Origin of the sequence: Streptomyces nitrosporeus, assembly GCF_008704555.1 — a bacterium.
GTDB lineage: Bacteria > Actinomycetota > Actinomycetes > Streptomycetales > Streptomycetaceae > Streptomyces > Streptomyces nitrosporeus.
In genome coordinates, this window is record NZ_CP023702.1 from 878,760 (window position 1) to 891,889 (window position 13,130).

The 13,130-nt window shown below is 71.7% G+C and carries 12 protein-coding genes; 6 read left to right on the top strand and 6 right to left on the bottom strand.

The features are described from left to right. The first annotated feature begins 1 nt into the window (after position 1). The 5 genes from CP967_RS03930 (at position 2) to CP967_RS03950 (ending at position 5,770) form a co-directional block, all read left to right on the top strand. Positions 2 to 526 carry a MaoC family dehydratase gene (locus tag CP967_RS03930; protein ID WP_150486585.1) on the top strand — a complete coding sequence of 175 codons (525 nt, stop codon included), beginning with the start codon at positions 2 to 4 and terminating at the stop codon, positions 524 to 526. A gap of 2 nt (positions 527 to 528) precedes the next feature. Continuing rightward, positions 529 to 1,734 carry an acyl-CoA dehydrogenase family protein gene (locus CP967_RS03935; protein ID WP_150486586.1) on the top strand — a complete coding sequence of 402 codons (1,206 nt, stop codon included), beginning with the start codon at positions 529 to 531 and terminating at the stop codon, positions 1,732 to 1,734. A gap of 181 nt (positions 1,735 to 1,915) precedes the next feature. Beyond that, positions 1,916 to 2,563 (top strand): phosphatidylserine decarboxylase, encoded by a 648-nt coding sequence (locus CP967_RS03940; protein ID WP_150486587.1) that lies wholly within the window; start codon positions 1,916 to 1,918, stop codon positions 2,561 to 2,563. Then, positions 2,550 to 3,413, top strand: coding sequence for a CDP-diacylglycerol--serine O-phosphatidyltransferase (gene pssA / locus CP967_RS03945; RefSeq protein WP_229888526.1), 864 nt, complete (start codon positions 2,550 to 2,552; stop codon positions 3,411 to 3,413). The genes CP967_RS03940 and pssA overlap by 14 nt, the downstream gene beginning before the upstream one ends. A 200-nt stretch (positions 3,414 to 3,613) precedes the next feature. Then, positions 3,614 to 5,770: a PP2C family protein-serine/threonine phosphatase gene (locus CP967_RS03950; protein WP_150486589.1), complete on the top strand. Its 2,157-nt coding sequence runs from the start codon at positions 3,614 to 3,616 to the stop codon at positions 5,768 to 5,770. Positions 5,771 to 5,806: 36 nt separating this feature from the next. Here CP967_RS03950 and CP967_RS03955 read toward each other — a convergent pair whose 3' ends face one another. The 6 genes from CP967_RS03955 to CP967_RS03980 all read right to left on the bottom strand — a co-directional run bounded on the left by CP967_RS03955 (position 5,807) and on the right by CP967_RS03980 (position 12,102). Continuing rightward, positions 5,807 to 7,024 (bottom strand): low temperature requirement protein A, encoded by a 1,218-nt coding sequence (locus tag CP967_RS03955; RefSeq protein ID WP_150486590.1) that lies wholly within the window; start codon positions 7,022 to 7,024, stop codon positions 5,807 to 5,809. 226 nt (positions 7,025 to 7,250) lie between these two features. Further along, positions 7,251 to 8,504: an ABC transporter substrate-binding protein gene (locus CP967_RS03960; RefSeq protein ID WP_150486591.1), complete on the bottom strand. Its 1,254-nt coding sequence runs from the start codon at positions 8,502 to 8,504 to the stop codon at positions 7,251 to 7,253. Further along, the gene (locus CP967_RS03965) at positions 8,501 to 9,640 is read right to left on the bottom strand and encodes a branched-chain amino acid ABC transporter permease (RefSeq protein WP_150486592.1); all 1,140 of its coding nucleotides are present in this window, start codon (positions 9,638 to 9,640) and stop codon (positions 8,501 to 8,503) included. Before CP967_RS03965 ends, CP967_RS03960 begins: the two co-directional genes overlap by 4 nt. Continuing rightward, positions 9,633 to 10,523 carry a branched-chain amino acid ABC transporter permease gene (locus CP967_RS03970; protein WP_150486593.1) on the bottom strand — a complete coding sequence of 297 codons (891 nt, stop codon included), beginning with the start codon at positions 10,521 to 10,523 and terminating at the stop codon, positions 9,633 to 9,635. The genes CP967_RS03965 and CP967_RS03970 overlap by 8 nt, the downstream gene beginning before the upstream one ends. After that, positions 10,520 to 11,314, bottom strand: coding sequence for an ABC transporter ATP-binding protein (locus tag CP967_RS03975; RefSeq protein ID WP_150486594.1), 795 nt, complete (start codon positions 11,312 to 11,314; stop codon positions 10,520 to 10,522). The genes CP967_RS03970 and CP967_RS03975 overlap by 4 nt, the downstream gene beginning before the upstream one ends. Then, positions 11,302 to 12,102, bottom strand: coding sequence for an ABC transporter ATP-binding protein (locus tag CP967_RS03980; RefSeq protein ID WP_150486595.1), 801 nt, complete (start codon positions 12,100 to 12,102; stop codon positions 11,302 to 11,304). Before CP967_RS03980 ends, CP967_RS03975 begins: the two co-directional genes overlap by 13 nt. Before the next feature lie 230 nt (positions 12,103 to 12,332). Here CP967_RS03980 and CP967_RS03985 point away from each other — a divergent pair, with 230 nt between their 5' ends. Continuing rightward, positions 12,333 to 13,061 (top strand): PucR family transcriptional regulator, encoded by a 729-nt coding sequence (locus CP967_RS03985; RefSeq protein WP_150486596.1) that lies wholly within the window; start codon positions 12,333 to 12,335, stop codon positions 13,059 to 13,061. The last annotated feature ends 69 nt before the right edge of the window (positions 13,062 to 13,130 follow it).

A 13,130-nucleotide genomic window follows, 5' to 3' on the forward strand; every position in this document is an offset into this window, starting at 1 on the left:
TATGCAGTTCGGACGAACCTACGAGGAATTCGAGGTCGGTGCAACCTACAAGCACTGGCCGGGGAAGACGGTCACCGAATACGACGACCACCTCTTCTGCCTGCTGACCATGAATCATCACCCGCTGCACATGGACAGCAATTACGCGGAGCGGACGACGGACTTCGGAAAGAACGTCGTCGTCGGCAACTACATCTATTCACTCCTGCTCGGCATGTCCGTGCCGGACGTCTCCGGAAAGGCCATCGCCAATCTGGAGGTGGAGTCGCTGAAGCACGTGGCGCCGACCTTCCACGGCGACACGGTCTACGGCGAGACGACGGTCCTGGACAAGACGCCGTCCCGGTCGAAGAGCGACCGCGGAATCGTGTACGTCGAGACCCGGGGCTACAAGCAGGACGGGACCCTGATCTGCGTGTTCCGCCGCAAAGTGATGGTCCCCACCGAGACGTACACCAAGGAGCGCGGCGGAGAGCAGCCCGGCCGCCCGGAACCGGTCCAGCCGCAGAAGAACATGGAGAAGTAGCCATGCCCCGACTCGCACAGACCGCCGGTCTGACCGACGTCCAGCAGGAAATCCTCGCCACGGTGCGTGACTTCGTCGACAAGGAGATCATTCCTGTCGCCACCCGGCTGGAACACCGCGACGAGTACCCGACCGAGATCGTCGAAGGGCTCAAGGAGCTCGGCCTGTTCGGGCTGATGATCCCGGAGGAGTACGGCGGCCTGGGCGAGTCACTGCTCACCTACGCGCTCTGCGTGGAGGAGATCGCCCGCGGCTGGATGAGCGTGTCGGGGATCATCAACACGCATTTCATCGTGGCCTACATGCTCAAGCAGCACGGCACCCAGGAGCAGAAGGACACCTTCCTGCCGCGGATGGCGCTGGGCGAGGTGCGGGGCGCGTTCTCGATGTCCGAGCCGGCGCTCGGCTCGGACGTGTCGGCCATCGCCTCCAAGGGTGTGCGGGAGGGCGAGGAGTACGTCCTGAACGGCCAGAAGATGTGGCTGACCAACGGGGGGTCCTCCACGCTGGCCGCGGTGCTGTGCCGGAGTGACGAAGGACACCCCGAGGGGACCGCCCCGCACAAGTCGATGACGACCTTCCTGGTGGAGAAGGAGGCGGGCTTCGGCGAGGTCCGGCCGGGCCTCACCATTCCCGGCAAGATCGACAAAATGGGCTACAAGGGGGTGGACACCACCGAACTCATCATGGACGGGCTACGCATTCCGGCCAATCGCGTTCTGGGGGGCGAGACCGGCCGGGGCTTCTACCACATGATGGACGGCGTCGAGGTGGGACGGGTGAATGTCGCGGCGCGTGGCTGCGGCGTCGCACAGCGTGCTTTCGAACTGGGCATTTCGTACGCACAGCAGCGTCAGACCTTCGGCAAGCCGATCGCCCAGCACCAGGCGATCCAGTTCAAACTGGCTGAAATGGCCACCAAGGTGGAAGCCGCCCATGCGATGATGGTGAACGCGGCACGCAAGAAGGACTCCGGGGAGCGCAACGACCTGGAGGCAGGGATGGCGAAGTACCTCGCCTCCGAGTACTGCAAGGAAGTCGTCGAGGACGCCTTCCGTATCCATGGCGGCTACGGCTTCTCCAAGGAGTACGAGATCGAGCGCCTCTACCGCGAGGCCCCGATGCTGCTGATCGGTGAAGGTACCGCCGAGATCCAGAAAATGATCATCGGTCGCCGGCTCCTCGAGGAGTACCGGCTCCAGGGCTGAATGTCTCCTTCGGGGTGATTTGGTGGCGAAGAACATCACATCGAGTCACCCCTGCCGGGAGCCTTTCGGCTGTCCGACTCGGCGGCTGGCTTGCCCAGTTACCGCTCGTACCCGATAGCATCGCCGGAAAGCCGCCGTCCCCCCGTTGCCAGCGCGGCATCATCCGCTACGAAGGTCATCCATGCCCGACAGCCAAACCCCTGCATCGCGCGGGGGGGTCCGCCTCGCCCGCGGCGCATCGCCGTGGCTCCTCCCGACCGTCGCCACCGCGGCACTCAGTCTCACCCGGGCCCGCAGGTCCGGTCGCTGGGCCGCCGTGGCCGTGCCCACCACCGCGCTCGCGGCGGGCATGCTCTGGTTCTTCCGCGACCCCGAGCGCGAGATCACCCAGGGGCGCGTCATCTCGCCGGCCGACGGCGTGGTGCAGAGCATCATGCCGTGGAAGGACGGACGCACCCGCGTCGCCATCTTCATGAGCCCGCTGAACGTCCACGTGAACCGCGCCCCGCTGGCCGGCACCGTGACGTCCGTCGAGCACGTGCCCGGTGGTTTCGTCCCGGCCTTCAACAAGGAGAGCGAGAACAACGAGCGCGTCGTCTGGCACTTCGACACCGAGCTCGGTGACATCGAGATGGTGCAGATCGCGGGAGCGGTCGCCCGTCGGATCGTCCCCTACGTCCCGCAGGGGACCAAGGTCGAGCAGGGCGAACGCATCGGCCTGATCCGGTTCGGTTCGCGCGTCGACATCTACCTCCCGGAGGGTGTCGAGGTCGCGGTCGAGGTCGGTCAGGCCACCACCGCGGGGGTGACTCGAATTGACCGTGACTGATCCCGACACCCGGGCGGACTGGGTGCCGGAGGCAGTCGAGGCCGAGGACCCCGACGGCACGGAGGACATGCCTCTCTCGCTGCGGCTGTCGATAGCGGACACGCTCACCCTCGGTAACGCCACGTGCGGTTTCATGGCGGTGTACTTCACCACCACCGGGATCCTGATCCCCCACCTCACGGGCAGCGACGAGTCGGGCATGGCCAGGCACTCCGCGGCCACCGCGGTGATCCTGATGCTCATGGCCGCGGTCTTCGACCTCTTCGACGGGCTCGTGGCCCGCAAGCTGCGGTCGTCGCCGATGGGCGCGGAGCTGGACAACCTCTCCGACCTGATCAGCTTCGGCCTCGCCCCGGCCTATTTCGTCCTGGTGTACGGAATGGTCGCGGACGACGCGCACCAGCGGGTCTCGGCGCTGGCCGCGATCGTGGTGCTGCTGGCGGTGGTGCTCCGGCTTGCGAGATTCTCCTGCGTGACCATGAAGGACGGCATGTTCCAGGGCATGCCGAGCCCCTTCGGGGCGCTCACGGTGGTCTCGATCGTGCTGCTGGAGCTGCCCTTCGTGCCGACGCTGCTCGCGATCGTCGGGGTGGCGTGGCTGATGGTCAGCCGGGTCGAGTACCCGAAGCCGCGGGGTGTGCTCGCGGTGGCGATGCTCAGCTGGATCGTGGCGGCGATGGGCCTCCTCGCGGCGTGGGCGTTCGACGCTCCCGGCGGGCAGCTGCTGCTGCAGACGGGCTGCGCCCTCCAGGTCGTGCTGGGTGCGGTGATCCCGCTCTTCGCCACGGCACGGCGGGTGAACACCTTCCGCGACAACCGCCGCGAGGCACGGGCGGCTCAGCTCCCGTAGCCGCGCGGAACCGACAGTGACGAGGGCCCGGACGCTCCCCAGCGTCCGGGCCCTCGCGCGTGCCAGCCTCTCCGCGCATGTCCGGTCCACGCTCCGGAGGCGCCCACCTCGTCCGGGGGATCCGGACACCCAACGGGCGTATGGTCCATATATGCGGTGTTTCACCGGTTGTCCGGTCAGGTCAGGGAAGGGCTGAGAGCGTGGAGGACCGAGCCGCCTCCTCCGCCGGAGCCACGGGCTCGGGCACGGAACTCCTCGACGGCGCCGTGGCCCGTCTCATGCGCGAGAGCGGCGCGTCCGTGGGGATGCTGTATCTGCTGCCCCGTGGCGAGTCCACCCTGCGTCTGGCCGTGCTGGCCGGCGTGCCCCCGCAGCTCGCCACCCCCTGGCACCGGGTGAAGCTGTCGGCCCCGATGCCCGTGGCGGACGCCGTGCGCCACCGCCGCCTGGTCTGGCTGGGCAGCCAGGAGGAGCTGGCCCGGCGCTATCCGCGCCCCGCCCTCGTCCTGCCGTACCGGCTGTGCCTGGCCGCCGTGCCCATCCGCACCGGGGCCACCGACCGGGGCGGTCTGGTGCTGCTGCTGCCCGGTTCGCATCCGCCGGAGCTGTCGGCGGCGGAGCGGGAGACCCTGGTCTCGGGCTGCCGGGACATCGGCCTGCTGCTCCAGCAGGCCGAGGCCGGGGGTTTTCCGGTGGTGCCGGGGAGCAGCCCGCGGGTGCTGGCCCCTCCTCCGTTCTCCGAGCCCGGGGAGGGGGAGGGGGCGGTCGCCCTGGAGTTCGTCCGGCGTCTGCCCGGCGGGAGCTGCGCCCTGAACCTGGACGGGACGATCTGCTTCCTCGACGGGGCCGCCGCCGCGCTGCTGGGCGCCGACCCCTCCGGCCTGCTGGGGACCCTGCCCTGGGAGTCGCTGCCGTGGCTGGACGACCCGGCCGTGGAGGACCGCTACCGCGACACGGTCGTCAGCCGCGAGCCGGTCTCCTTCACCGTGCTCCGCCCTCCGGACCACTGGCTGTCCTTCCACCTCTACCCGAGCGCCACCGGCATCAGCGTCCGGATCCTGCCCGCCGTGGAGCCGGACGCCCCGAGGGAACCGGGGACGCCAGGGCCTCCTGGGCACGGGCGGGCCTCCCGGCCGTCCGTGCCGGGCCGGGCCAGCGCCCTGTACCAGCTGATGCACCTGGCCGCGACCCTCACCGAGGCCGTCGGCACCCGGGACGTGGTCGAGCTGGCCGGCGACCAGATCATGCCGGCGTTCCGGATCCAGACCCTCGTGGTGATGAGCTCGGTGGAGGGGCGGCTGCGGATCGAGGGCCGCCGCGGCCAGGTCCCGGGGCTGATGGACCGGTTCGAAGGAGCCGCGCTCTCCTCGGACACCCCCGCCTCCCACGTGCTGATGACGGGGGTGCCGGGCTTCTTCACCGACTTCGCCGAGCTGGTCCGCCGCTACCCCTCGGCCGGCCTGCTTGAGGCGGTGTCCGCCTGCGCGTTCCTGCCGCTGGTCGTCTCCGGGCACCCGGTCGGCACCCTGGTCCTCGCCTACGACCGGCCCCGGGTCTTCGAACCGGAGGAGCGCGCCCTGCTCACCTCCGTCGCGGGGCTGCTCGCCCAGGCCCTGGACCGGGCCCGCCTGTACGACGCCAAGGACCGGCTCTCCCACAGCCTCCAGGCCCACCTGCTGCCGCGCACCCTCCCGCGCGTCGCCGGCCTCGACGTCGCCGCCCGGTATCTCCCGGCGGCCCGGGGCATGGGCATCGGCGGTGACTTCTACGACCTGATCCGTCTGGACGACACCACGGCGGCGGCCACCATCGGGGACGTACAGGGGCACAACGTGAACGCGGCGGCGCTGATGGGGCAGGTGCGGACCGCGGTGCACGCCTCCGCCGGGGCTCCGCCCGACGAGGTCCTCTCGCGCACCAACCGGCTGCTCACCGATCTCGACCCGGATCTGTTCACCAGCTGTCTGTACGCGCACCTGGATCTGGCCGGGCACCGGGCGGTGCTCGCCACGGCGGGTCATCCTCCTCCCCTGCTGCGGCAGCCGGACGGCCGGACCGAGGCCCTGGACCTGCCGCCCGGTCTCCTGCTGGGTGTGGACCCCGGCTCGCGGTATCCGACGGCCGAGGTACCGCTCCCCCCGGGCGCCGCGCTCGCCCTGTTCACCGACGGGCTGGTGGAGGCCCCGGGCGTGGACCTCGACGACGCCATGGCGGACCTGGCCGAGCACTTCGCGCTGGCCCTGGAGCAGCCGGTGGACGCCGTGGCCGACACCCTCGTGCGGTACGCCGAGCAGGCCACGCCGGGCACCGACGACATCGCCCTGCTCATCCTGAACGCGGTCCCGGAGGCGGACTGAGCCGGGGACGGGTGCTCCCCGGGCGGGGCGGGGTGTTCAGTCCCGCCGGAGCCCGGCGCGGCCGGCCGGGCTCCGGCGGAGGACGGACAGCTGGACCGCCAGTACCGCGCCGACGGTCAGTCCCGCGCCCAGCACCGCGCCGCCGGGCCCCAGCGCGGGCGCGGCGTATCCGAGGGCCAGGACGACGAGCGCGCCGCCGGACAGCAGCAGCGCGTGGCTCCCGGTCCCGGTCCCGGCGACGCGGTGCAGTACGCCCAGCACGAGCAGGACCAGCGCGACGGGCAGGGCGACCGCCAGGCCGGCCCCGCGGGGTGTCAGGTGCGCGTGGTGCTCGATGGTGGCCAGTGCCGCCTCCAGTCCCGCCCCGATCGCGGCGAGCGCCGCGAAGACCACGTAGTGCCCGTATCCCCAGAGGAGAGCGGTGCGCAGAGTGCTCAGTTCGGCGCCGGTGTCGATGAAGTAGAGCCACCACAGCGCGAGGACGAGAAGCAGGCCGCCGCCGGTGATCTGCAGGACGGGGGTGGAGAGGCCGTGCCCCGTCGAGGCGGCCTGGATGGCCGTGAAGCTGGCGAGGATCACCTCGCCGAGGACGATGATGGTGAACAGCCCGTAGCGTTCGGCGATGTGCCCGGGGTGCCAGGGGGTACGACGGCCTCCGTGCTCGGCCCAGGCGGGCACCGCCAGTTCCGCCGCCACCAGCACCAGGAAGGTGGTCCAGGCCCAGGTGCCCCCGGGTGCCCAGAGCCGGGCGATCCACCCCAGCTGGACCACGGCGACCCCGCACGCGTACCGCAGCGCACCGGCACGCCCCTCACGGTGGGCGAGGGCGGCGCGCAGCCACTGGGAGATCAGGGCCAGCCTCATCACGACGTAGCCGGCCACCACGACGGTGAAGTCGCCGTCCTCGAAGACGGCGCGCACCCCCGCGGCCAGGACGAGGACCCCGGTCATCTGGACGAGCGTCAGCAGCCGGTAGGGCACGTCGTCGGTGTCGTACGCGGAGGCGAACCAGGTGAAGTTCATCCAGGCCCACCAGATCGCGAAGAACACGGCGGCGTACGCGGCGATCCCCGGGCCCGTGCGGCCCTCGGCCAGCGCGTGGTGCAGCCGTAGCGCCGCCTGCGAGACCGCGACCACGAACGTCAGGTCGAACAGGAGCTCCAGAGGGGTCGATGCCCGGTGTTCCTCCTCCGGGTCCCGCCCGCGCATGGCCCACCGCGCCCTCCCGGTCCGGCCGGTGCCCGCGTCGCTCATCGCGTCTCTTCCTGTCCGCCTTCACTCCGCCCGCGTGGCTCATTCTCGCCCCCTGCGGGAGCGCGCCGGCCGGTGACACGGCCGGTCCGCGGCGCCGGCTCACGCCGGTGGCACGCGAAGGGGCCCGGGGCGGCGCGGCGGCGGGTGGAGCGGCGTCCCGGGAGGGCTCCGGACACCGGAACGGGCCCGGCCGCGGCGGCCGGGCCCGTCATCGGCCGGGTGGGGGTCAGGGAGCCGTCGTGAACGACTCCGCGGCCGGGGCCACCTGGGCCTCGCGGACCACCTTGAGCCCGCCGGGCGTCTTGGCATCCGGCTTCATGATCACGGTCTGCCGGGTGGACGGGGCAGCCGGGTCGGTGAAGTCATGGGCCATCCCGAAGTCGGCGCCGAAGTCCTTGATGGTGAGGAGGGCCTTGTCGACCCCGTCACGGGTGAGGTCCTTGGACGCGCAGGCCTTCTTCAGCGCCTCGCCGAACACGGAGGCGGCGTTGTAGCCGGCGATGACGCCGTTGTCCAGGCCGTCCTTCGGGTACTCGGCGCCGTACGCCTCGGCGAGCGCGGCCGGGCCCTTCGCCGCGTCCCCGATGGGGAGCGTGGAGGCGCCGACGTAGTAGTCCTTCTGGAGGGCGGGGCCCGCCTGGGTGGCCAGGAGCTGCGGGGCGTACGCGGAGTTGTTGCCGACGACGGGGACGTCGAACCCGGTGGCCGCGGCGACCCCGACCAGCGAGGCCGCCTGGCGGGGACCCGCGCTGATGACGACCGCCTTGACACCGGCCTGCTTGAGGGCGGAGACCTGCGCGGTCATGTCGTTGTCGGTCGGCTTGATCTTCTGCTCGACGACGGTGAGTCCGGCCTCCTTCGCCGCGTGCCTGGAACCGGCCAGGGCGTTCTCGCCGTAGTCGCCCTCGAAGTACACGTGACCGATCTTGTCGCCCTTGGCGATGCGCTTCTCGGCGAGGAGGTAGTCGATCAGGTTGATCGTCTCGACGTCGTAGGTGGCACCGATCATCCGGACGTACTTGGAGCCGAGCAGGTTCGCCGACCATGCCTGCGGCAGGACGATGCCCTTGTCCTGGCCGTCGATGCGCTTCTCGACGGCGGAGACGAACGGGGAGCCGATGAACTGGGGGAAGCCCAGCACGTCGGGTTCCAGCTCGGTGTAGGCGGCGACGGCCTTCTGCGGGTCGTAGCCGTGGTCACGGACCGTCAGCTCGATCTGCCGGTCGCAGATCCCGCCCGCCGCGTTGGTCTGCTTGACCCACAGCTGCTGGGCCTGGGTGACGCTCTTGCCCAGGGAGGCGTAGACACCGGTCATGTCGGTGAGCGCGCCCAGGGTGATCTTCGCGTCGGTGACGCCCTCCCCGGTCTTCACCCCGCTCTTGTCGGCGGCACCGTCGTCCGTCGTCTTCGCCTTCCCGCTGCATCCCGCCACCGCGAGGGCGAGGGTCGCGAGGACCGCTCCGTAGACACGCAGTTTCATTTCTTCTCCCCTGATTTCTTCGCACGCAGGCGCGTAAGGCCGCCGGGCAGGAACAGGACCACCGCGACCACCGCGGCGCCGTACAGATAGCGGGACGCCTCACCCGGTGCGATGCCGCCCGTGCCGGGGGCCGATACCAGGGGGAGGGAGTCGCTGTAGTGGGTCAGCACCTGCGGGAGCAGCGAGACGAACGCGGCGCCGACGACGGCTCCCGCGACGCTGCCGAGCCCGCCGATGACGATCATGGCGAGGTATTCGAGGGACAGGACCATGCCGAAGTACTCCGGGACGGTCCGCTGGAACACCAGGGCGAGCAGGACGCCCGCGAGGCCGGCGTACATGGAGGACAGGACGAACACCCCGCTGCGGTAGCGGGCCACCGGGACGCCCATCACGCCGGCGGCGATCCGGTGGTCGCGGATGGCGTTGAGCGCCCGGCCGGGCCTGCCGCGCAGGACGCCCCGGGCGAAGAACCCGCTGACGGCGAGGGCGGCCAGCGCCAGGTACCAGAGTTTCTCGGAGGACTGGAAGGGCACCGCGGCGACGATCACCTCGGTGTCGTCGAAGGTGAGGCCGAACAGCGAGAACGGCGGCACCTCACGGCCGTTGAAGCCGCCGGTGAGCGGTTCCGCGTTGAAGAGGACGTGCTGGCCGATGAAGATCAGCGCGAGGGTGGCGATGCCCAGGTACGCCCCGCGCAGCCGGCCCGCGATGGGGCTGAACACTCCGCCCGCCGCGCCGGCGAGAGCGACCGCGAGGATCGCGGCGAGCCAGGCCGGCAGGCCGAGTCCGCTGATCTCGTGCCCGTTCTCCGAACTGCTCTCCCCCGCCAGGAAGCAGTAGCCGTACGCGCCGACGGCGAGGAAGAAGGCGTGCCCCATGGAGAGCTGGCCGGTGCTGCCGGTGAGCAGGTTGAGCCCGATCGCGCCGATGGCGGCGGCCATCGCGAAGAGTCCGGCCTGGAGCCAGAAGCGGTCCAGGTAGAACGGCAGGAGCAGGAGGAGGACGGCTCCGGCGAGCCAGAGGTAGGTACGGGGCCGTCGCAGGCCGGCCGCGAGCGGTCCGGCCGGGCGGGCGGCGGCCTTCGGGGTGGCGGCCTCGGGGGCGGTGGTCTTCGGGGTGGTGGCCTCAGACACGGGCGAGCTCCTTCGTACCGAAGAGTCCCGCGGGCCTGATGAGCAGGACGACGAGCATCACGAGGTAGGGCGCGAGGTCGCCGATGCCGCGGCCGAGGAAGGACATGTCGCTCTGGTAGCCGGTGGCGAGGGACTCGGTGACCCCGACGATGAGACCGCCGACCAGCGCGCCGGTCGTCGAGTCGAGGCCGCCGAGGATCGCGGCGGGGAACGCCTTGAGCGCCGCGAAGGAGGTGGCCCGTTCCAGACCCGGGGTGGGGAAGACGGTGAGGAAGAGGGCCGCGACGGCGGCCAGCGCCCCGGCGACGGCCCAGGCGGACAGCGAGACCCGGCCGAGTCTGATCCCCATCAGCGCCGCGGTCTGCGGGTTCTCCGCGGCGGCCCGCATCGACACGCCCCAGGAGGTGTAGCGGAACGCGAGCAGGAAGAGGGTGATGAGCAGTCCGGCGGTGACGAACGCGGCGATCCGGGTCTCGGCGAGGGTGACCCCGCCGACGGTGACGACGCCGTCGCCCCACGGGTCTCCCAGCGAGAGGACCTCGGTGCCCATCTGCCGGGTGAGTTCGGTGGTGATGAGGATGTCGACGCCGATGGTGACGATGGCCAGGACGCTGTGGTCGCTGCCCCGGTAGCGGCGCATCACGAAGAACTCGACGGCGGACCCGACGACCGCGGCGCCCGCGATGCCGACGCCGAGCGCGGGCCAGAAACCGATGTCGTCGTGGAGCACGGCGGTGACGTAACCGCCCGCCAGCAGCAGGGAGGCGTGGGCGAAGTTGACGACCTCGGTGGCCTTGAAGATGACGACGAAGCCGAGCGCGATCAGTGCGTAGACCGACCCGATGGCGAGTCCGCCGAGGAGCAGTTCGATGAAGGTGGTCATTCCTGTGTCCCCAAGTAGGCCTGGACGACGGCCGGATCGTTCTGGACCTCGGCGGGGGTCCCGCCGGCGATCCTGCGTCCGAAGTCGAGTACGGTCACCGCGTCCGCGAGCTTCATCACCACACCCATGTCGTGCTCGACCAGCACGATGGAGATGCCGAGGCTGTCGCGTACGTCCGCGACGACGGCGGCGACGCGGCGGCGCTCGTCGGCCGTCATCCCGGCGATGGGTTCGTCCAGGAGCAGCACCTGCGGCTCCATGCAGAGCGCCCGGCCCAGCTCCACCAGCTTCTGCTTGCCGTACGGGAGGATCCCGGCGGGCTTCTCCAGCTCCGCGTCCAGGCCGATGAACCCGGCGATCTCCCGGACCCGTTCACGGTGCGCCCGGGCCTCCCGCGCGGCCGAGGGCAGCCGCAGTCCGGCGGCGACGAAGCCGGCCCGGGTCAGGCGGTGCCGTCCCAGCATCAGGGACTCGGCGACGGTGGCCTGCGGGGGCAGTGCCAGGTTCTGGAAGGTACGGGCCACGCCGAGCCCGGCGATCTTGTGCGGGGCGAGGCCGGTGAGCTCGGTGGTCCCCAGGCGGACGCTGCCGGAGGTCGCCCGGTAGACCCCGGAGAGCACGTTGAAGGTGGTGGACTTGCCGGCGCCGTTGGGGCCGATGACGGCGTGCACGCTGCCCGGTTCGACGGTGAAGGAGACCGCGTCCAGGGCGGTGAGCCCGGCGAAGCGCACGGTCACGTCGCGCACCGTGAGCGGTTCCGGTGCGGTGGGGGCGGTGCTCACGCGGACCACCTGCTCAGGGAGCGGGAGGGGGCGGAGACGGCCTCGTCCGCCTCGGCGGCGGCCGTCTCGTCGACCACGCCGAGGTAGCGGCGGCGCACCTCGTCGGAGGCGGCGAGTTCGTCCGCGGGTCCCGAGAGGGCGACCTCGCCGACGTCCAGGACGTACGCGGTGGTCGCCAGCCGCAGCGCGATGGCGGCGTTCTGCTCGACGAGCATCACGGAGGTGCCGCCCGCGTTGATCTCCTGGACCGTCTCGGCGATCTTCGCCGCCATCAGCGGGGCGAGGCCCAGGGACGGTTCGTCGAGCAGGAGCAGGCGCGGGCCCGCCATCAGGGCCCGGCCCATGGCGAGCATCTGCTGCTCGCCCCCGGACAGCAGCCCGGCCCGCTGGTGCGCGCGCTGGGCGAGCACCGGGAACAGCTCATGGACACGGTCCAGGGCCGCGGCGGTACTCCTGCGCCCGCCCCGCGCCCCGAGCGCGCCGGCGCGCAGGTTGTCGGCCACGGTCATCCGGGCGAACACCTGCCGCCCTTCGGGGACCTGGATCACTCCGGCCGCCACCACCTGGGCGGGCCGCAGCCCGTCGAGGGGCTGTCCGTCGAAGCGGATGGTGCCCGTGCCCGTGCCGCGGTGGAAGCCGAGGGTCCGCGATACGGCCCGCAGCAGCGTGGTCTTGCCGGCGCCGTTGCCACCGAGTACCGCGGTGATCGCGCCGGCCGGCACGTCGACGGAGACGTCGCGCAGTGCCCGTACCGGGCCGTAGCCCACGGACAGGTCGCGGATCTCTAGCGTTGCCATGCGTCCTCCTCCTTCCGACTGGTCGTTGTGGTGCCACGTCGTGGTGCCACAGACCAGCAGTGGGGCACACCGCGCGTCCACGGCCCGCGGCGCACTCGCTGCGGGTGACCAGTGTTCGAAGGGCCGGGTTGTGCACCTGCACAGAGGGGGGTGATCGGCTGCCGCCGCCGGGCCGGCCGGTGGCATCGTCACCGGCGACGAGCGGCTCGGCCGCGGAACGGAGCGCACCCATGCGACGGCGTAGTGACGAGCGGGCCGGGGAACTGCTCGACGCCCTGCTGGAGGGCCGGCCGGTGCCGGGTCTCACGGCTCGGGCGGCGGCCGTACTGGCCTTGCCCGAGCGGGGCCGTTACGCGGTGGCGGTCCTGCGGACGGGCGGTGGCGGCACGGCGGAGGGGCGGGCCGCCGATGAGGACGGCATGCGGTTCCTGCGGCGGGTGCGGGGCGACCGTGAGACGGTCGTCGTGGCGCTGGGTGACCGGGAACCGGACGGGCTCGGCCCGCTGCTGGCGCGGTGGTGCCCGGGTGCGCGGGGCGGTATCGGCCCGGTCGCGGACGGCCTGGCGGGGCTGGCCGCGGCCCGCCGTCTGGCGGAGACGGCCCTGGCGACCTGCCCCGCCGGTACGGCCGGCGTCGTACGCCTGGAGGAGCGGTGGCAGACCGCCCTGGTGGCGGGCCAGCCGGAGCTGTCGGCGCGACTGCTGACGGATGTCTTCGGGCCGCTGCTCGCCCTGGAGCCGGCCGACCGGGCCCTGCTGGTGCGGACGCTGGAGGCGTGGCTGGAGTGCGGGGGGTCGGCGGGGCGGGCGGCGGGACGGCTGTACTGCCACCGGAACACGGTGCTGAACCGGTTGCGGCGGCTGGAGCACCTGACGTCGCGTTCGCTGTCACGTCCGCGTGAACTGGCCGAGACGATGCTGGCGTTGGACGCGTTCCGGCTCAGGGCACCGCAGCCGTGAGGGAACCCTTGCCAGGTCCCCTCACGGCGTCAGGACGTTCCTGCCGGGGCGTCGGTCCCGGCTGTCCGG